Raw genomic sequence first — 17,180 nt, 5'->3', positions numbered from 1 at the left:
CGGACGAGGGTAACCCGGGCGGGGGTTCCCGGTGGGCGGAACGGGGAGCACCGCCGGAGGTCCGCCGGCCCCGGGGCCTACTCGAAGGCGGCCGCCGCCTCGCGCAGCGCCCGGGCGACCGTCTCCGGGTCGTACGGCGCCGGCTCGCCGGGCAGGTAGGTGACGGAGCGCAGCGCGCCGGTGTAGCGGAAGGCGCGGTGGCGCTGGTGGACCGGCCAGGACACCGGGGACTTGCGGTCGATGCCGACGCTGATGCCCTGGAACGGCGCCATGCCGATCAGCTGGTGGACCGGGCCGAGCCGGCCGCCCCGGTCCGGGGCCTCGGCGCCGTCGACGAGCAGCCGGAACTCCCACTTGAGGTCGGCGACCGCCGTGGCCGCCAGGGTGACCAGCGTGGCACCGGGCGGCACCGGGCCGCCGTCGGCCTCCAGCAGTTCGCCGTACTGGTTGTAGGCGAGGCGCAGCCGGCCGTCCTCGACGTAGAGGCTGTAGCCGCCGCCCTGGTCGCCGTGCGAGACCAGGACGCCCTGGTCGCCCGCCCGGTAGCCGTCGAGCGCGACCTCGACGGTGAAGGAGCGGAAGGAGATCAGCCGGGAGGAGCGGTAGCGCTCCAGCTCGGGGGTGCCGGGCAGCAGGGTGACCGGGCGGCGCAGCCGCTCCGCCTCGGGGCCGCGCAGGGCGAGGGCGCCGCTGCCGTCGGCGAGCGGGAAGACGCCGTTGCGCCAGGCGGCGTCCTCCCAGGCGGCGGACAACTCCTTGACCAGCTCGGGGTGTTCGGCGGCGACGTCGTGGATCTCGGTCGGGTCGGTGCGCACGTCGTACAGCGCCCACTCGCCGTCGTCGTACCCGGCGCCGGGGCGGTGCAGGGTGACCAGCTTCCAGCCGTCGCGGTAGTAGCTGCGGTTGCCGGTCATTTCGCAGTACTGCTCGTGGTGGGTGCCGGGGGCGGCGCCGTCGCGCAGCACGGAGGCGAAGCTGATGCCGTCGAGTTCCTGGACGGGGCGCTCCCGGCGCTCCGACGGCCGTTCCACGCCCGCGAGTTCGAGCAGGGTGGGGAGGATGTCGGTGACGTACTGGTACTGGGCGCGGACTCCGCTGTCGCCCTCGGCGCGCGGCAGGCCGGCGGGCCAGGAGAGCACGAAGGGGACGCGGACGCCGCCCGCGTAGGTCTGGCCCTTGTAGAGGCGGAACGGGGTGTTGGAGGCCATGCCCCAGCCGCGCGGGTAGTGGACCAGGCTCTGCGGGCCGCCGATGAGGTCGATCTCGCGCTGGACGTCCGGGGTCCAGTCGGCCGGGAGGTTCGGGTGGTGGACGAAGCGGCTGAAGTAGCTGCGGGTGCCCTCGGCGCCGCCCTCGCCGGTGCCGCCGTTGTCGCTGGTGAACACGATGAGGGTGTTGTCGAGTTCGCCGAGCGCGGCCAGGGTGTCGGTGAGCCGGCCGAGGTTCTGGTCGACGTTGTCGACCATCGCCGCGTACACCTCCATGTAGCGGGCGTACAACTTCTGCTGTACGTCGTCGAGTTCGCCCCAGGGGCCGACCTCGTAGCCGGCCTCGGAGTTGCGCTCGGGCAGCTCGGTGCCGGGCGGGAAGTGGCCGGCGGCGAGCTGGCGGGCGAAGCGGGTGCGGCGCAGCTCGTCCCAGCCGCCGTCGTAGCGGCCCCGGTGGCGGGCGAGGTCCGCGGGCTTGGCCTGCAGCGGGCCGTGCACGGCGTTGTGGGCGAGGTAGAGGAAGAAGGGCTTGTCGGCGTCGTGGGCGCGCAGCGACTTGACCATCTTGATCGCCTGGTCGGTGATGTCGTCGGTGTAGTAGTAGTCGTCGGGGAACTCGTCGATGTCCAGGGGGCTGTTGTCGCGGACGAGTTGGTGCGGGTGGAAGAGGCTGGTCAGGCCCTCCAGGACGCCGTAGTACTGGTCGAAGCCCTTCTGCAGCGGCCAGTTGGCGCGGTCGTCGGCGGCGTTGGAGGCGGAGTCGCGGGTGAGGTGCCACTTGCCGACGGCGTAGGTGGCGTAGCCGGCGTCGTGCAGCAGCTCGGCGAGGGTGGGGATGTCCCCGGCGACCTCCATTCCGTAACCCGGGAAGCCCGGGTCGGCGTTGGCGACGAAGGAGTAGCCCACCCGGTGCGGGTTGAGGCCGGTGAGCAGGGCCGCCCGGGCGGGGGAGCAGAGCGGCATGGTGTGGTAGTTGGCGAGCCGGACGCCGGTGGCGGCGAGGCGGTCCAGGGTGGGGGTGGGGATCTCGGAGCCGAAGGGGCCGATGTCGCTGTAGCCCATGTCGTCGATCAGGACGACGACGATGTTGGGCGCGCCCTCGCGCGGGCGGACCCGGCGGGGCCAGGCGGGGGTGGACTCGCGGAAGGTGCGGCCGACGGTGCCGGGGAAGCCGGCGTACGGGTCGCGGCGGTGCGGGTGCTCTTCGGGCGCGGTGGTCATGCGGTGCTCCGGGTGGTGGCGCGGGCGGGAGGGGCGGTGGCTTCGCCAGGGGTGGTGGTGCGGGCCGGTTCCAGGTGCGGGACGGCGGGCAGGTGCGGGACGGCGGCCAGTCGCGGCACGGCGGCCAGGAGTTCGGCGGTGTACGGGTGTTCGGGCGCGGTGACGACGCGGTCGGCCGGGCCGGTCTCCACGATCCGGCCGCGGTGCATCACGGCGATCCGGTGGCTGACCCGGCGGACCACGGCCAGGTCGTGGGCGATGAACAGGACGGCCAGGCCGAGTTCGCGCTGCAGCCGGGCGAGCAGGTCGATCACCTGGGCCTGGACCGAGACGTCCAGCGCGGAGACCGGCTCGTCGCAGATCAGCACGCTCGGCTCGGGCGCCAACGCCCGGGCGATGCCGATGCGTTGGCGCTGGCCACCGGAGAAGGCGCGCGGGTGGCGGTCGGCCGTGGCCGGGTCCAGCCCGACCTGGGTCAGCAACTCGGCGACCCGGGCCTCGCGCCGGGCGCGGTCACCGAGACCGTGGGCGATCAGCGGTTCGGCGATGATCTGCCCGGCGGTCATCCGCGGGTTGAGCGAGGAGTACGGGTCCTGGAAGACCAGCTGGATCTCGCGGTGCGGCGCGCCGTGCCGGGCCGGTCGGGCCTGCTCCTCGCCGCGGAAGCGGATGCTGCCCGCCGAGGGCGCGTGCGCCCCGACCAGCGCCCGGGCGAGGGTGGACTTGCCGGAGCCGGACTCGCCGACCAGGCCGAGCGTCTCGCCGGGGTACAGGTCGAGGTCGACCTCGTGGAGCGCGGTGACGGCGCGCCGCCGGGAACCGTACGTCTTGCTCAAACCCCGTACGGTCAGCAGGGGTTCGGCGCCCGGGGTGCTGTTGGCGGCGGCCCGGGAGGGCTCCTCCAGGCGCGGGACGGCGGCCAGCAGTTCGCGGGTGTACGGGTGCCGGGGCTCAGCCGTCAGCTCGGCGGTGACGCCGTGCTCGACCACCCGGCCGTGGCGCATCACCAGCAGCCGGCGGCAGGTCTGGGCGATCACCCCGAGGTCGTGGCTGATCACCACCAGCGCGGTGCCGGTCTCCCGGTTGATCCGGGTGAGCAGGCGCAGGATCTGCTGCTGGACCGTCGGGTCGAGGGCGGTGGTCGGCTCGTCGGCGACCAGCACCTCGGCGTCGTGGGCCAGCGCGAGGGCGATCATGATGCGCTGGCGCTGGCCGCCGGAGAACTGGTGCGGGTGGTCGCGCAGCCGCCCGGCGGCGTCCGGGATGCCGACCAGGTCGAGCAACTCGGCCGCACGGACCTGGCGTTCGGCCTTCCGCAGCGAGCCGCCGTGGGCGCGGAGCGCCTCGTCCAGCTGGGTGCCGATGGTGAGGACCGGGTTGAGCGAGGACATCGGGTCCTGGAAGATCATCGCGATCCGCCGGCCGCGCAGGGCGCGCAGCGCCTCCTCGGGGAGGGCGGCGAGGTCCTGTCCGGCGAGCTCGACCGAGCCGGCGGTGATCCGGCCGCCGGGCGGCAGCATCCGCAGCAGGGCGAGTGCCGTGGTGGACTTGCCGGAGCCGGACTCGCCGACGATGCCCAGGGTGTCGCCCGCCGCGAGCTCGAAGTCGACGCCGTCGACGGCGGTGGTGCCGCCGAACCGTACGGTGAGGCCGGACACCCGGAGCACAGGGCGGGTGTCGGGCGCGTGGGGCAGGCCAGGTGTGTGGGGCGCGTCGGGCACGGTGGTCATCGGCGGATCCCCCGGTTCAGGGCCTCGGCGATCAGCGTGAAGCCGAGCACCAGCGCGGTGGTGGCGGCCAGCGGGGCGGCCGCGAAGGTCGGGTCGGTGGCCAGGTAGGCGACGGACTGGCTGAGGATGCTGCCCAGGGTGGGCTCCGGCGGGCGGACCCCGAGGCCCAGGAAGCTCATCGCGCCCTCGATGAACACGCCGAGCGAGAGCGCCACGGCGGTCTGCACGATCAGCGGGTCGACCGCGTTGGGCACCACGTGCCGCAGCAGCACCCGGGCCCGGGAGGCACCCCCGACGCGGGCCGCCAGGGCGTACTCGCGCTCCCGCTGGACCAGGATCCCGGCGCGCAACTGCCGTCCGAAGCCCGGTACTTCGGCCAGCGCGATGACGATCACCACCGGCCAGCGGCCGGGGCCGAGGACGGCGGTCACGGCGAGGGCGAGGATCAGCCCGGGGAAGGCGAGCAGCAGGTCGAAGGCCCGCTGGACGGCGAGGTCGGCCCACCGGGAGGTGGCCGCGAGCAGCGCGGCCGAGCAGCCGAGCAGGGCGCCGACCGGGACGGCGGTGACGATCAGGGCGAGGTCGGTGCCGATGCCGTGCAGCACCCGGCTGAACAGGTCGCGGCCCAGGTCGTCGGTGCCGAAGGGGTGTTCGGCGCTCGGGCCGGCCAGCGCGAGCGCGCTCTGGGCGTTCGGGTCGGTGCCGGTGAGCAGGGGTGCGAGCAGCCCGGCGAGGGCGGCCGCACCGACCAGGGCGAGGCCGGTCAGGCCGCGCCACGTGCGCAGGGCGGACAGGTAGCGGTTCCGGTCGGTTCGGTCCGTCCGGGGCTCGGGGGGAAGGGTGGCGGTGGTCATCGGGTCACTCCCAGCGGATCCGGGGGTCGAGCCACGCGTACGCGAGGTCGGTGAGCAACTGGACGGCGACGTAGACCGCCACCACGAGCAGCAGCAGGTCCTGCACCACCGGGTAGTCCCGGCGGGCGACGCCCTGCTCGATCAGCTGGCCGAGGCCCGGCCAGGCGAAGATCCGCTCCACCAGCACGGCCCCGGCGATGAGGTGGCCGATCTGCAGGCCGAGCACGGTGACGGCGGAGGGCAGGGCGTTGGGCAGCGCGTGCCGCCAGACGATCCGCCGCCGGGAGACGCCGAGCGCGGTCGCGGTGCGGACGTAGTCCTCGGCGAGGGCGCGCTCGATGCCGTCCTTGAGGTAGCGGGCGAGCACGGCGGCGCTGGGCAGGGCCAGGCAGAGCGCGGGCATCGCCAGGTACTGGAGGGCCAAGTCCGGTGCGGCCAGCAGGGATTCGTGACCGCCGGCCGGGAGCAGCCGCAGCGAGACGGCGAGGACCAGGACCAGCAGCACGCCGGTGACGAAGGGCGGCATGGCCAGGACGGCGGTGGTGACCGCCTGGATCACGGCGGCGAGCGGACGGCTGCGGGTGGTCGCCCCCGCCACCGCCAGCGGCAGTGCGATCAGGACCACCAGGAGCAGGGCGCCGAGGGCGAGTTGGGCGGTGGCGCCGAGGCCGTTGCCGATCAGGTCGGCGACCTGGCCGCCGATCGCGTAGCTCGGCCCGAGGTCGCCGCTCAGCAGCCGGCCGAGCCAGCCCAGGTACTGGCCGAACAGCGGCTGGTCGAGGCCGAGTTGGGCGCGGATCGCCTCGACGGCGGCGGGGGAGGCGTCCGGTCCGGCCAGCGAGGTGGCCGGGTCGCCGGGGATCAGCCGCAGGATGAGGAAGACCAGGAAGGAGGCGAGGGCCAGGACCAGCAGTCCGCTGGGGAGGCGTTTGAGGAGGAAGGTGCGCATGGGGTCGGGTACCGGGCCGTCCTGCTCAGGCCGTCAGGCGGGCGTCGTCGAGGTTGAGGTAGCCGAACTTGTTGAGCGTGGCGCCCTGGGCCTTGCGGCCCGCGACCTCGACCAGCCCGGCGATGGCGAGGTCGATCACGAACTCCTCGTCCAGCAGTACGTCGGTGATCTGCTGGTAGAGGGCCTTCGCCTCGGGGCTGTCGCTGTCGCCGCGGTTCCAGGCCCGCTGGACGACGTCGGTGTAGGCGGGGGAGGTGAAGTGCGAGCTGTTCCTGGCCTCGTTGAAGGGGTAGGCGCTCACCGCGAGGGTGGCCGGGTGCAGTTGGGCGAAGCCGTGGCTGAGCGTCCACAGCGCGGGCATGGACTGGGAGATGAGCTGCTTCTGCATGGTCGGCGAGTCGGTGGGCTGGAGCACCGTGTCGATGCCGACCTGCTGGAGGTCGTACTGCAGGATCTGGGCGGTCGCCGTCGCGCCGGGGTCGTTGGAGTGCGCGAACGGCAGGGTGATCCGCTCCAGGCCGGCCTCCTTGAGCAGGGCGCGCGCCTTCTCCGGGTCGTGGCGGTAGTGGCCGGCGCCGGCCTCGGTGAAGGCGGGGGACGACTTGGGCCAGGGCACCGAGGAGACGCTGCCGTAGCCGCCGAGGGCCTGCTGGACGAAGCGCTCGCGGTCGACCGCCCAGGCGATGGCCTGGCGCACCCGCTTGTCGCCGACGTGCTCGGCGGTGACGTTCACGCCGATGTAGTAGGCGCCGGCGCCGGTGTCGTACTGCTTGATCCGGAACTGCGGGTCGCTGCGGAGCGTCGCGACGTCCTTGCCGCGGACGTTGTACGACAGGTGGGTCTGGCCGGTCCTGAGCGAGGAGAGCAGCGACTCGGCCTGCGGGACGATCCGGATCTCCACGCCGTCGAGGTACGGGCGGCCCGGGTTCCAGTACCGGTCGTTGCGGGTGAAGGTGAGCGAGGAGCCGGGCTTGCGGTCGGTGAAGGTGAACGGGCCGGTGCCGATCAGCCGGGTGCCGGCGACGGCGTCCTCGACGCTGCCGGCATCCGGGACGATCATGAACTCGAAGAGGTCGAAGAGGTTGCTGACCGGGTGGGCGAACAGCAGGGTCAGCTCGAAGTCGCCGTTCTTGCGGAAGTCGGTGACGGCCGCGGCGGTGGACCGCAACTGGGCGGATCGGGCCGGGTTCTGGAGGTTCTTGACCGCGAAGACCACGTCGTCGGCGGTGAACCGGCGGCCGCTGTGGAAGAGCACGTCCTCGCGGAGCTTGAGCGTGACGCCGGTGCCGTCCGGCGCGACCTCCCAGGCGGTGGCCAGCTCGGGCTGCGGCCGGAGCCGGTCGTCGTACCGGGTGAGGGTGTTGAAGACCAGGCGCTGGACCAGGGTGTTGGCACTCTGGGCGAACAGCAGGCTCGGGGTGAAGTCGACGCCGGTGGCGACGGAGAGCACGCCGCCCTTCCGGGGAGTGTCCGAACTTTCGGCGGTGGCCGAGGTGTTGGCGACCTCGTCGACGGCGGACCGGCAGGCCGCGAGCGTCAGCAGGCCGGCACCGGCGAGGCCGGCGCGCAGCAGGGCGCGGCGGCTCGGAGCGGGGGGACGGATGAGCGCGGTCATGGCGGTCCTTCGGGAGGAGGGATGAGGGGGGTGGTCGGGGGGCCTGCGCTCAGTGGCGGTGCTCAGTGCCTGCGCTCAGTGGCGGTGCTCAGTGGCAATGGGCCAGGGCGTGCACCGGCCGGGCGTACAGCTCGCCGAGCACCGGGGTGCCGGCGGCCACCGCGAGCACGTCGGCACCGCGCCGCTGGGCGATCAGCAGCTCGGCGTCCCGGCGCAGGTGCGAGCGGAGGGCGAACTCGGCCCGGACGACGTTGAGGTAGCGGGGGTCGAACAGGGCGAAGGTCTCGGTGAGGACCAGCAGATCGGGGTTGACCACGTCGGCGAGCAGGGCGAGGGCGCGGCCGATGATCCGGGCGCGGTTGCGCACCAGCCGGTCCGCGACCGGGTCGCCGCGCTTCACCGCGGCGATCAGCGCGGCCCGGTCCGGCTCGGCGGTGACCCCCGCGGCGGCCGCCGCCTCGAACAGCGTGGTGTCGGAGGCGGCCACCGACAGGCAGCCGAGTCGGCCGCAGTGGCAGCGCGCGTCGCTCCGCGCGTCCGGGTCGGTGACGGTGCCGGTGACCGGGAGGTGGCCGAGGTCGCCGGTGGCCGAGGGCGGGCCCTGGTGGACCGTGCCCGCGACCGCCAGCGCCGCGTCCACCACGTGGCCGACGAACAGCTGGACCATGCTGCGGCGCGCCGCCGGGTGGCCGAACAGGATCTCGGCCTGGGTCAGCGCCCGGGCGTGGTTGTCCACCCGGACCGGAAGCCCGGTGGCGTCCTGCAGCAGCCCGCGCAGCGGCAGGTCCCGCCAGTCCAGCGGTCCGTGGCGGAGCACCAGCCCGCGCTCCGGATCGACCGAACCGCCGCAGACGGCGCCCAGCCCGACCACCGTGCGGCCGGCGCGCAGCGCGTCGATCAGCCGGGGCAGCCGGGCCGCGAGTGGCTTCAGCACGTCCGGCCCGGTCAGGCCCCGGTTGGCGATCTCCTTGCGGCGCAGCACCCGGCCGCGCAGGTCGAGCAGCGCGACCGTTGTGTACGGGACGCCGAAGTGCACCCCCGCGACCGCGAGTTGCTCGGTGTCCACGGCGAGCGGGAGCTGCGGACGGCCGACCGTTCCGGCCGGGACGCCCGCCAACTCCGGCCGCTCACTGAGGAGTCCGAGCCGGACCAGGTCCACGGTCTGCCGGGAGACCGCCGAGGCGCTGAGCCCGGTGAGCGAGGCGACCCGGCTGCGGGCGACCGGCCCGTGGTCGAGCACCGCGCGCAGGACGGCGGCGGCGTTGGCGTCCCGGCGGTCGTCGCCGGTGCGGAGGGGCGTGGACGTGGACATGGTCTCGGCCGCGGTCGTCTCGTCGGTGGCTGTCTCGTCGGTCGTCGGCGCGTCAGTTGGCGGTTCGGTCGGCGGCGGCTCGGTCGTCGGCGGCTCGGTCGTCGGCGGTTTCGAGCTCCTCGGCGGGCACCAGACCGGCCACCCGCGGCGGCTCGGCGGGCTCCAGCAGGCGGCTCGGGGTGCCGTCCACGCCGACCGGCAGATCGCCGTCCAGGGTGATCCGGCGCACCAGGCGCGGCTCGTCGCCGTAGTCCGCGACCGCGTAGTGCTGGGTGGCGCGGTTGTCCCAGATCGCCACGTCGCCGACCTGCCAGTCCCAGCGGACGGTGTTCTCCGGCCGCTCGACGTAGCGCTGGAAGAGGTCGATCAGCGCCTTGCCGTCGTCGCCCGAGAGGTGCTGGAGGCGCTGGGCGAAGGCGCCCAGCAGAAGGGTCTTCTCGCCCGTCACCGGGTGCACCCGGACCACCGGGTGCTCGGTCTTGAAGGCGGTGGAGACGAAGACGTCCCGGAACAGCTTGGCGACCTCGGGGTTGTTCGCCAGCTCCGGGCGCAGCGCGAGCCGGGCGGCGTAGTCGTAGTCGTTGGTGTGGACGGCGCGCAGGCTCTCGGCGAGCGTCTTCAGCGGCGCGGGCAGGTCCTGGTAGGCGGCCGCGGTGTTGGCCCAGAGGGTGCTGCCGCCGGCCGGCGGGACCTCCAGGGCGCGCAGGATCGAGGCCTTCGGGTAGGACGGGACGAAGGTGACGTCGGTGTGCCAGTTGTTGGCGCGCACGCCCTTGGTGGCGTCCAGCTCGAAGATGTAACGGCCGTCCGCGCTGGGCACGGTGGGGTGGCCCACCGGGTGGCCGAGGAGCCGGGCGAAGGCCTCCTGCCCGGCGTCGTCCAGGTGCTGCTGGCCGCGGAAGAAGAGCACCTTGTGCTCGTACAGGGCGGCCTCGACGGCGGCGACGGTCTCGGCGGGGAGGTCGCCGCCGAGGCGTATGTCGTGCACGACGGCGCCGATGCGGCCGGCGGCGGGGGTGAGGCGGAGGACGGTGGGGGAGGCGGTCGTGGTCATGGCGGAGCCCTTTCGGGAGCGTGGTGACGATGAGTGACGAGGTGTGGGTGCGCGACGGCGGGTGCGTGACGGCGTGCGGGCGCGTCAGGCGCAGGCCCGCGGCGTGTGCCCGGCGAGTGGCGCGGGAGGGACGGCCCGGTCCGGCGGACGGTCAGAACGCGAGCGCGCCGCGACAACAGCGGCGCGGGCAGCGGCGGGGAACGGGGCGGACGACGGTGTGCATCGACCCTCCTTCCGGCTCGCTGCGACTGGGTTCGGAGCTCATGGTGCTGAACCACGCGGGCTGCTGTCAATCGCCATCTTGGCTGGTGGGAAAGGGTGTTGCCGCTTCGTTTCGGCCGTTTGCGGATTCTTGCGGCCCGTTGCGGCCGGTTGCGACGGATGGCGCCGGTGTGACGGCGGGATGGCGGGCGTGCTGCGGCCGGCGCCCGGCCTTGTGGCGCGGGAGCGGGGGTTACTAACGTGCGGAGCGGAAGTAATCCGGGCCGGTGCGGGAGGTTCCCGCACCGGGGCCGAGGCCTGCCCGGAGTCGTGCTGGGCGGCGGCGGTGGCTACCTACGGTGACGGTGCCAGCTCGCTGTTCGACTACCGTCCCTTCACTGCCCGAGCAGGCGGGCGAAGTCCAGGCCGAGGCTGCCGAGGACGGGCAGCGCGCCGAGGTCCGTCACGCCGCCGACCGGGATGCTGTAGCCCTGGTTCACCTCGCGGGGCGCGGCCGCGCGCGGCGCGGGTGCGGCCGTGGCGGGGGCGGCGACCGCCGGAACGAGGGCGGCGCCGAGGAGCAGGGCGGCGAGAGCGGTGCGCATGTGAGGTGACCTCCGGGACAGGCCTGCGGGTGACGGTCTGTCAACACCCTCCGTGGCGGCGCGGTCACGCATCTTCGCCCCTTCGGCCGCATTGGTAAAGATTCTTGCCTTGTGTTCATGCCAACATCGCGGAGGTCTGGACCATCCGGAGGTTGAGCGCATACGTTCCCTTTCCAAGGGTGGACATCGAGTCGCCGAACTGCCTTGCGGATTTGCCGACTTGCATCTGTCATGCCCATGACCAGCAATTCCCGGCATGTTCAGCCGGCACTGCAACCGGAGGGAACGAACCATGCGCGCCATCGGCAAGAACCTCAGGATCCTCGCGGGCGCCCCGCTCGCCGCAGCCGCTCTCATCGCCTTCACGGCCGGCACCGCCAGTGCCGCGATCCCGATCAACAAGCCCATGACCGGCAAGGCCACCTACTACACCGACTCGGGCTACGGCGCCTGCGGCACCCAGATCAACGCCTCCTCGCAGATGCTGGTCGCCGTGTCGCACACCTGGTGGACCACCGCCAACCCGAACAACGACCCGGTCTGCAAGGGCATTTCAGTCAAGGTGACCTACCAGGGCAAGACCATCACCGTCCCGGTGAAGGACCAGTGTCCCTCCTGTGACTCCACCCACATCGACCTCAGCCAGCCGGCCTTCGCCAAGCTGGCCCCGCTCGACAAGGGCGTCATCAGCGGCCTCACCTGGCAGTTCGTCAAGGCCGGCCTGAAGGGCGAGACCGTCGAACTCTCCGCCCCGATCACCGGCTCCACCATCGGCTGACACCGGCGGTGCCCAACCGGCCGTGCCCGCCCCCGACGTATGACGGGGACGGGCACGGCCGGTGGCCGTCGAGGGGTGAACCCGGCCTCCGTGGCCGGTGATGCGCTGTCAGGGGCGTGACAGTCCGGTGACGCGGAACGCGCCATTCCGTCGACTGTTCGTACTACCGTCGATCGTGCGCACCGCCCTGTCAGCCACTCCGGTCCCCGTACGAGAAGGGGCGGGCAAGGCGCGTGCCCTCACCCGAAGTTGGCTCACCGGCTCACCGGCTCAGGAGAAACCGCATGTCCCTCTCGACGATCCGTCGCACGACCCGCACCCGCACGCTGGCCGGCACCGTCCTGGCGGCCGCCCTGCTGCTGCCCGCCGCGACGGCCTGCTCCTCCGGTTCCTCCGGCTCCACCGCCGCCGCCGGCAGCACCACGGCCCCGGCCGCCACGGCCGGTACCACCGCTCCCGCCTCCCCGGCCGCCACGCCGGCCGCGAGCGGCGCCGCCACCCCGGCCGCCACCCCGCCCGCGGCCGGCAGCACGTCCCCGGCCGCCGCCACGCCCAGCGCGCGCCGCACCAGCACCCCGCCGCCCGCCGGCAAGGCGACCTCCCCGGCCCGCACCCAGACCCTGCCCGACGGCAGCACCGCCGAGATCCGGGAAGTCGCCCCCCAGCACTTCGTCGCCAAGATCGTCCACGGCGGAGACGTCCTTGCCACGCTCGAAGCCAAGGAGCACGACGCCGGACTCGACGCCAACGACATGTTCATCGTGCTCTCGCTGGACGGCACGGTCCACGCCTGGATGGGCGGCGCGCACGAGGGCACCGGCACCTTCAAGGTCGCGGGCGACTGGACGGTCAAGGTCACCAAGCTCGGCGAGCTCAAGTACCGCGCGGACATCCTCGGCATGGACAACGCGGTGTACGCCACGCTGGAGACCAACGGGCACGACGTCGGCGTCGACGCCAACGGCGTCTACATCGTGCTCTCGGCCGGCGGCCGGGTCAGCGCCCACGCGTGAACGCCTCCCCGGCGCCGCGCCGGGCCGTCGGAGTGTCCAGCCGACTCAGAACCAGTGCAGACAGTGCGGCGCGCGATCGCCACGGAACAGCGCGTCGGCCAGGGCGGCCGCGCCCGGACGGTGAGCCAGCACGTGCCCGGCCCGCACCAGCGTGCCCGGGGTCGTCCCGCCCAGGTAGACCGCACCCAAGTCGCGGATGTCCAAGGACAGATCGGGCTCCCGCTCGGTCACGGCGCACTCGGCCTTGCCGTCCCGGACGGTCAGCAGGTAGCGGCCGTGCTCCCCGAGGAACGGGTCGTCCACGTCCAGCACCAGCTCCCCGTCGGCGAACCACCCGCGCGAGGTCAGCGCACGCGGCACGTCCAGCAGCCGCACCCAGAGCCAGTCGGTGTCGCCGCTCAGCTGGCCGGCACGGAAGTCCGAGAGCTGCCAGCGCAGCGGATGCTCGGGCGCGACATGCTTGAACACCACCTTGGTGACCAGGTCGTGGTCGAGCAGGAACCGGGCCAGAGCCGTGGCGACCGCGTCGTCCGTGGTGATCGTCTCGTCGACCGACAGGGTGTCATCGCCGACCGAGTAGCTGGCGTACCCGTCCGCGACACCGTCCGCATCCCGGTGCACGGCCACGTAACGCGGCGCCCGGGCGACCGGCGGCTGCCCCGCGCCCAAGGCCCACCACCGGTGCGGCCGCGACAACGCGCCCGGCTGCGCCCGGCGGTACCGGTCGTAGACCTCCTCCAGGACCTCCCCGCACTCCGACCGCCGCAGTACCTCGACCGAACCCGTCGCGGAAACCCCGGCCGCACCGCGCGCCGCCCGGGGGACGGCGAAGTCGCCCTCCCGGCGCGACACCGTCAGGCGCTGAGTGGTGTACGTCGCCGGCCCGTAGCCGAACCGCCCGTAGATCCCCGCCTCGGAAGCCAGCAGGACGGACAGGACCTCCCCCCGCTCCCGCAGCTCCGCGAGCTGATGCCGCATCATCGCCGTGAGCACGCCCCGACGCCGGTGCGACGGCAGCACACCGACACAACTGATGCCCGCCACCGGGACGACGACCTCCCCGGGCAGGGTGAGCTCGAAGGAGTACGCGCTGGCGGTACCCACCGGCTTCCCGCCCGGCGCGACGGCCAGCAGCGCACGGTCCATCTCCAGCGCCGACCACCACAACCCACCGCCGTCCTCGGCCGGAGTCTCCGGGAAACGCCCGAACGCGGCATGGACGGTGTCGACGAAGACCCCGAGATCCTGGTCGGTGGTGGAACGAATCTCCATCGCTTGCGCCGCCTCCCCTGCAACCCGGCACCACGACCTGCGGCACCCGCGCCACAGTCCAGCCCTGCGCCCGCCCCGGTCAACCGATTTACGGCTGCGGCCCGTCGCCGTGCTCGCCCCTGCGACTCCGCGGGGGCGAGCACGGAGAACCGCCTCAGACCTGCCGCTCGATCGCTTTGAAGATGTCGGCGTCGGTCTCCTGCTGCCACTTGGGCAGGTCGTCCCAGTCGGCGACGTAGGCGGGCTTGGGGTCCTCGATGTGCTTGTGGATCTGGGCGATCCAGCAGGTGGCGACGAAGCGGCCCTTCTGCTCGCGGGTCAGCTTCGCGGTGGTGCCGGCACTGACGGCCACGAAGTCGCGGACCTGCCCGAACACGGCTGCTGCGGAGGCCCGTTCCCAGTCGGGCGTGTCCGACCAGGGGGCGACGTAGCCGGGCTTCGGCTCGCCGGGGAAGTGCCTGCGCACCCCGGCGATCCACGCCTCACGGAAGATCCGGCCGTCCTCGGTCATGACTGTCACCCTTCGGTCAGGAGGTACACCTTCTGCCACTCCAACGACGTCATCGTCAAGGCGGCTTCGGCCAGTTGGCGGGCGGACTCGGTCTTCAGCCCGGCCAGGCTGCTGTCGATCCACGGCTGGATGTTGCGGTACCCCTGCTCGCGGTACTCGACGGCCTGGAGCAGGCACTCCAGCTTGTCGGCGTCATGGGCGACGACGACCTCGAGGGAGTCGGCGTTCTCGTACTCCGCGACGACCCGCTGAACGCCCTCGGCGACAGCCGGGTGCGCGGCGCTGACCTGGTCGGCGGTCACCCGCTCGTTGGAGGCGGCCGTGAGGTAGCGGCGCCCGATGTGCGGGATGTCGCCGATCCGGGTCTCCTGGGTGTCGTGGAACAGGCAGAGCAGCGCGACCTTGGCCGGGTCGGCACCCTCCATCATCGCGAGCACCGCCCCGACGACACCGGCACGGAACGAGTGTTCGGCAATCGTCTCCGGATCCTTCACCCCGGCGATCCACCAGCCGGACCGCTTCGCCCGCTTGAGCATCCCCACCTCGAGGAGATAGCCGGCGGTGCCCTTCGCCTGAGTGTCGTCGTCGGATCGGTTCAAATCTGCCACGGCTCTGCTCCGTTGTGTAGATAGCGGGTCTGGCCGTCGGCGAGTGCTCGCAGCGCGGCCTGGAGGCGGGCGCGTTGGCGGGGCCGGAGTCGGGCGGCTGCCTCGGGGCCCGGGAGGAAGAGGGCTTCGGAGAGTTCGTCGTCGTGCGGGCGGAGGGTGGCGGCGATCGTGGGGGAGAGGGTGCCGGCCTCGAAGATGAAGGCGAGCTGGTCGTCCCAAGGCCCGTGCGGTGCGACCCAGTCCACGACGAGGAGGCGGTGGATGGTGATGGTGAGACCCAGTTCCTCTCTCAGCTCGCGAACGGCGGCACGGTCGGGCGGCTCGTTGGCGTCGGCCATGCCGCCGGGCATGTCCCAGCCCTCCTTGTAGGTCGGGTTGACGGTGAGGACGCGGCCGCGATCGTCACGCAGGATGACGTCGGCCGAGACGCGCTTGCGGGCCTGTTTCGCGTTGCCTTCGGCGAGGTAGGCGTTCCAGGCCTCGGCGTCGGTGGGTACTGGCCTCACGATGAACCTCCCCGGAAGGCCGTGATGGGGGCCGTGCAAAGTGCTCGCCCCTGCGGAGCCGCAGGGGCGAGCACGGAGAACCGCCTCAGACCTGCCGCTCGATGGTTTCGAAGATGTCGGCGTCCGTCTCCTGCTGCCACTTGGGCAGGTCGTCCCAGTCGGCGACGTAACCGGGCTTGGGGCACTCGATGTGCTTGTGGATCTGGGCGATCCAGCAGATGGCGACGAAGCGGCCCTTCTGCTCGCGGGTCAGCTTCGCCGTGGTGCCGGCGCTGACCGCCACGAACTCGCGGACCTGCCCGAACACGGCTGCTGCGGAGGCCCGTTCCCAGTCGGGCGTGTCCGACCAGGGGGCGACGTAGCCGGGCTTCGGCTCGCCGGGGAAGTGCCTGCGCACCCCGGCGATCCACGCCTCACGGAAGATCCGGCCGTCCTCGGTCATGTGGAGTCCCTTTCGTCACGCGGCGTGTTGGAGCGCCGAGATGTTGTCGTGCAGATCTGAGATCCGGTGGTCCTTCATCAGGGGGACAAGATGCGGCTTGACTCCGTCGAGCTTCTTCGCGATGTAGCCGGATCCCGTCTCGCCCGCGAGTGCCATTGAGGCCGTGCTGAAGTGGACCACCTGCTCGATGTCGCCGTTGTGGGCGCTGAGAACCGCGAGCTCTGCGAGGACAGAGCCCCGGCGGCGGGGCGAGTGGCTGATCTCCAATGCGGTGAGCAGGGACTCTTCGGCGAGATCCGGTCGACCGAGGGTGAGATAGCAGGTTCCACGTTCCTCGGCCAGACGAGTGCCGTCGAATCGCAGCCAACCGCCGTTCTGTAGTGGGCCGGTGAGATGGTGTACCTGCTCGGCCTCAGCGAGCGCTCGGTCGCATGCCTGGAGTCGGCCCAGGCCCGCATAAGCCTGGGCCTGGACAGCGGCGACCCAGTGACGGGTGGAGAGCTGGTCGTCGCCTCGGTCGGCAATTCGTCGTGCTGCCGTCAGGATCGGTTCGGCGGAGCCGAAGCGACGCTCTGAGAGTTCGACGAACGCGTGCCGAGTCAGTGCGCAAGCCCAGAGGTCGTAATCCGAGGCTTCGCGCGCCGCGGCTGCTGCGAGCGTGTAGCACTGCGTGGCGTCGGTGTACCGGTTCGAGTCGAAGAGGACTTCTCCGGCGAGCTGGTACAGGTCGCCGACCAGGCCGCACAGTCGCGTGCGATCGGGCTCGGATGTGACCGAGCGGAGTTCGGCAGCCAGAACCCCGAGCTGGTACCGGACCAGCGGGTACACATCCTGCTTGGTGCGGGAGGCGGAGAAGATCTGCCACAGATGGGCGTTCATCAGGGCTGCGGAGTCGCCGGACGGGACAGTGGCGAGCGTCGCGGCCGCGCTCTCGCCGCAGGGAAGTGTGATCAGCGCCCCCGTCGCCGCAATGAGCGCGAGGGCCTCGCGTCGCTTCATGTCATCACTTTCGTCGAGGAGCGCAGGTGCCGCCTGGCGAACCGGTGCCAGGAGCGGCGGGTTCAGGAGGTTGTCCAGCTCCGAGGCGGTGACCTCGAGGAGCGCTGCGAGCTTCGGCCTCTGTTGAGGGTGGGGGTCGGCGCGGCCGCACTCCCAGCGGGTGACAGTGGAAGTAGCGACTCCAAGATCAGCAGCAAGCTTTTCCTGACTGTAGCCCAACTCCCGACGCCTTCGGGCGAACAGGTCGCGCTTGCTGCTCATCCGTCCCCGCTCCACGTATGCCATCGTTCCAGCCATCCACG

General features: G+C 72.5%; 16 protein-coding genes. 2 read left to right on the top strand and 14 right to left on the bottom strand.

What is annotated here, in order from left to right; genetic code table 11:
- Nucleotides 1-77: 77 nt before the first annotated feature.
- From ACYP53_RS25775 to ACYP53_RS25740, 8 genes are all read right to left on the bottom strand, one after another.
- Nucleotides 78-2,429 carry an arylsulfatase gene (locus ACYP53_RS25775; protein ID WP_459649147.1) on the bottom strand — a complete coding sequence of 784 codons (2,352 nt, stop codon included), beginning with the start codon at nucleotides 2,427-2,429 and terminating at the stop codon, nucleotides 78-80.
- Complete coding sequence (locus ACYP53_RS25770) at nucleotides 2,426-4,159, bottom strand: ABC transporter ATP-binding protein (RefSeq protein WP_459649146.1); 1,734 nt, start codon at nucleotides 4,157-4,159, stop codon at nucleotides 2,426-2,428. Before ACYP53_RS25770 ends, ACYP53_RS25775 begins: the two co-directional genes overlap by 4 nt.
- Nucleotides 4,156-5,013: an ABC transporter permease gene (locus tag ACYP53_RS25765; protein WP_459649145.1), complete on the bottom strand. Its 858-nt coding sequence runs from the start codon at nucleotides 5,011-5,013 to the stop codon at nucleotides 4,156-4,158. Before ACYP53_RS25765 ends, ACYP53_RS25770 begins: the two co-directional genes overlap by 4 nt.
- Nucleotides 5,014-5,017: 4 nt before the next feature.
- Complete coding sequence (locus ACYP53_RS25760; protein WP_459649144.1) at nucleotides 5,018-5,962, bottom strand: ABC transporter permease; 945 nt, start codon at nucleotides 5,960-5,962, stop codon at nucleotides 5,018-5,020.
- Between the two features lie 25 nt (nucleotides 5,963-5,987).
- Nucleotides 5,988-7,577, bottom strand: a complete 1,590-nt coding sequence (locus tag ACYP53_RS25755; protein ID WP_459649143.1) for an ABC transporter substrate-binding protein — start codon at nucleotides 7,575-7,577, stop codon at nucleotides 5,988-5,990.
- Between the two features lie 88 nt (nucleotides 7,578-7,665).
- Complete coding sequence (locus tag ACYP53_RS25750; RefSeq protein ID WP_459649142.1) at nucleotides 7,666-8,889, bottom strand: ROK family protein; 1,224 nt, start codon at nucleotides 8,887-8,889, stop codon at nucleotides 7,666-7,668.
- Nucleotides 8,890-8,941: 52 nt separating this feature from the next.
- Entirely contained in the window at nucleotides 8,942-9,943 is a 1,002-nt protein-coding gene (locus ACYP53_RS25745) for a TauD/TfdA dioxygenase family protein (protein WP_459649141.1), read from the bottom strand.
- A 596-nt stretch (nucleotides 9,944-10,539) separates the two neighbouring features.
- Nucleotides 10,540-10,749 (bottom strand): hypothetical protein, encoded by a 210-nt coding sequence (locus ACYP53_RS25740; RefSeq protein ID WP_189921310.1) that lies wholly within the window; start codon nucleotides 10,747-10,749, stop codon nucleotides 10,540-10,542.
- Between the two features lie 292 nt (nucleotides 10,750-11,041).
- On the opposite strand from ACYP53_RS25740, the gene ACYP53_RS25735 reads away from it, so the two are divergent.
- On the top strand, nucleotides 11,042-11,527 hold the full coding sequence (locus ACYP53_RS25735; protein WP_189921308.1) for a cysteine/serine endopeptidase inhibitor: 486 nt from the start codon (nucleotides 11,042-11,044) through the stop codon (nucleotides 11,525-11,527).
- 284 nt (nucleotides 11,528-11,811) lie between these two features.
- A complete protein-coding gene (locus tag ACYP53_RS25730) occupies nucleotides 11,812-12,540 on the top strand; it encodes a hypothetical protein (RefSeq protein ID WP_459649140.1) in 729 nt (242 codons plus the stop codon).
- A 45-nt stretch (nucleotides 12,541-12,585) separates the two neighbouring features.
- Here ACYP53_RS25730 and ACYP53_RS25725 read toward each other — a convergent pair whose 3' ends face one another.
- The 6 genes from ACYP53_RS25725 to ACYP53_RS25700 form a co-directional block, all read right to left on the bottom strand.
- Complete coding sequence (locus ACYP53_RS25725; RefSeq protein WP_459649139.1) at nucleotides 12,586-13,812, bottom strand: GNAT family N-acetyltransferase; 1,227 nt, start codon at nucleotides 13,810-13,812, stop codon at nucleotides 12,586-12,588.
- A gap of 154 nt (nucleotides 13,813-13,966) precedes the next feature.
- Entirely contained in the window at nucleotides 13,967-14,323 is a 357-nt protein-coding gene (locus ACYP53_RS25720; protein ID WP_459649138.1) for a hypothetical protein, read from the bottom strand.
- A gap of 5 nt (nucleotides 14,324-14,328) precedes the next feature.
- Nucleotides 14,329-14,859 carry an HD domain-containing protein gene (locus ACYP53_RS25715; RefSeq protein WP_459649828.1) on the bottom strand — a complete coding sequence of 177 codons (531 nt, stop codon included), beginning with the start codon at nucleotides 14,857-14,859 and terminating at the stop codon, nucleotides 14,329-14,331.
- A 59-nt stretch (nucleotides 14,860-14,918) separates the two neighbouring features.
- Nucleotides 14,919-15,437: an NUDIX domain-containing protein gene (locus ACYP53_RS25710; RefSeq protein ID WP_459649137.1), complete on the bottom strand. Its 519-nt coding sequence runs from the start codon at nucleotides 15,435-15,437 to the stop codon at nucleotides 14,919-14,921.
- Nucleotides 15,438-15,522: 85 nt separating this feature from the next.
- On the bottom strand, nucleotides 15,523-15,879 hold the full coding sequence (locus tag ACYP53_RS25705) for a hypothetical protein (protein ID WP_459649136.1): 357 nt from the start codon (nucleotides 15,877-15,879) through the stop codon (nucleotides 15,523-15,525).
- A gap of 15 nt (nucleotides 15,880-15,894) precedes the next feature.
- Nucleotides 15,895-17,139 (bottom strand): helix-turn-helix domain-containing protein, encoded by a 1,245-nt coding sequence (locus ACYP53_RS25700; protein WP_459649135.1) that lies wholly within the window; start codon nucleotides 17,137-17,139, stop codon nucleotides 15,895-15,897.
- Nucleotides 17,140-17,180 lie beyond the last annotated feature (41 nt).

This window comes from Kitasatospora sp. Ki12 (assembly GCF_054601375.1).
Note: the sequence above shows the minus strand (reverse complement) of the source record. Positions and strands in the feature narration are given on the sequence as shown.

What these genes read in the sequence shown, in the direction of transcription:
- ACYP53_RS25775 (WP_459649147.1), bottom strand. Translation starts at nt 2,429, where the DNA reads ATGACCACCGCGCCCGAAGAGCACCCGCACCGCCGCGACCCGTACGCC.
- ACYP53_RS25770 (WP_459649146.1), bottom strand. Translation starts at nt 4,159, where the DNA reads ATGACCACCGTGCCCGACGCGCCCCACACACCTGGCCTGCCCCACGCG.
- ACYP53_RS25765 (WP_459649145.1), bottom strand. Translation starts at nt 5,013, where the DNA reads ATGACCACCGCCACCCTTCCCCCCGAGCCCCGGACGGACCGAACCGAC.
- ACYP53_RS25760 (WP_459649144.1), bottom strand. Translation starts at nt 5,962, where the DNA reads ATGCGCACCTTCCTCCTCAAACGCCTCCCCAGCGGACTGCTGGTCCTG.
- ACYP53_RS25755 (WP_459649143.1), bottom strand. Translation starts at nt 7,577, where the DNA reads ATGACCGCGCTCATCCGTCCCCCCGCTCCGAGCCGCCGCGCCCTGCTG.
- ACYP53_RS25750 (WP_459649142.1), bottom strand. Translation starts at nt 8,889, where the DNA reads ATGTCCACGTCCACGCCCCTCCGCACCGGCGACGACCGCCGGGACGCC.
- ACYP53_RS25745 (WP_459649141.1), bottom strand. Translation starts at nt 9,943, where the DNA reads ATGACCACGACCGCCTCCCCCACCGTCCTCCGCCTCACCCCCGCCGCC.
- ACYP53_RS25740 (WP_189921310.1), bottom strand. Translation starts at nt 10,749, where the DNA reads ATGCGCACCGCTCTCGCCGCCCTGCTCCTCGGCGCCGCCCTCGTTCCG.
- ACYP53_RS25735 (WP_189921308.1), top strand. Translation starts at nt 11,042, where the DNA reads ATGCGCGCCATCGGCAAGAACCTCAGGATCCTCGCGGGCGCCCCGCTC.
- ACYP53_RS25730 (WP_459649140.1), top strand. Translation starts at nt 11,812, where the DNA reads ATGTCCCTCTCGACGATCCGTCGCACGACCCGCACCCGCACGCTGGCC.
- ACYP53_RS25725 (WP_459649139.1), bottom strand. Translation starts at nt 13,812, where the DNA reads ATGGAGATTCGTTCCACCACCGACCAGGATCTCGGGGTCTTCGTCGAC.
- ACYP53_RS25720 (WP_459649138.1), bottom strand. Translation starts at nt 14,323, where the DNA reads ATGACCGAGGACGGCCGGATCTTCCGTGAGGCGTGGATCGCCGGGGTG.
- ACYP53_RS25715 (WP_459649828.1), bottom strand. Translation starts at nt 14,859, where the DNA reads ATGCTCAAGCGGGCGAAGCGGTCCGGCTGGTGGATCGCCGGGGTGAAG.
- ACYP53_RS25705 (WP_459649136.1), bottom strand. Translation starts at nt 15,879, where the DNA reads ATGACCGAGGACGGCCGGATCTTCCGTGAGGCGTGGATCGCCGGGGTG.
- ACYP53_RS25700 (WP_459649135.1), bottom strand. Translation starts at nt 17,139, where the DNA reads ATGAGCAGCAAGCGCGACCTGTTCGCCCGAAGGCGTCGGGAGTTGGGC.